At 62.9% G+C, this 660-nt stretch carries 1 protein-coding gene; it reads right to left on the reverse strand.

The features are described 5' to 3' along the window. A partial coding sequence (gene hisG / locus A6M56_RS15490) for an ATP phosphoribosyltransferase (RefSeq protein ID WP_286758231.1) occupies positions 1-583 on the reverse strand: 583 nt, incomplete at its 3' end. Positions 584-660 lie beyond the last annotated feature (77 nt).

The raw sequence follows: 660 nt of genomic DNA on the forward strand, positions 1-660 counted from the left end.
TGAGCGAGGCCTGGTTGACCACCAGGCGGCTCGAGATGTCCATGATGTGCTCGACAGCAACCAGTTTGTTCGCCTTCAGCGTACCGCCTGTCGACACCAGATCGACGATGGCGTCCGAGAGGCCGGCCAGCGGTGCCAGTTCCATCGAGCCGTAGAGCTTGATCAGATCCACATGCACGCCCTTGCTGGCGAAGTGCTCACGCGCCGTTTTGGTGTACTTGGAGGCCACCTTGAGGCGGGCGCCCTGGCGCACAGCATTGGCGTAATCGAAGCCTTCCGGCACGGCGACCATCATGCGGCACTTGGCGATATTCAGGTCGAGCGGCGCATACAGGCCTTCGCCGCCGTGCTCGATCAGCACATCCTTGCCGGCCACGCCGATGTCGGCCGCGCCGTATTGCACGTAGGTCGGCACGTCGGTCGCGCGGACGATGACAACGCGCACGTTCGGCTGATTGGTTTCAATGATCAGCTTGCGCGAAGTTTCCGGATTTTCGGTCGGGACGATACCTGCGGCGGCCAGCAGCGGCAGGGTTTCGTCGAAGATGCGGCCCTTGGACAGGGCGATGGTGATGGTCGTCACGGGGCAAATCGCCTGAAAGCAAAGTGCGCATTTTAACGCATGCGCCGACAGGCCCGGTCGCCTCCGCCCCCATTGCC

This window comes from Ralstonia sp. RL (assembly GCF_001683835.1).
GTDB classification, from domain to species: Bacteria; Pseudomonadota; Gammaproteobacteria; order Burkholderiales; family Burkholderiaceae; genus Ralstonia; species Ralstonia mannitolilytica.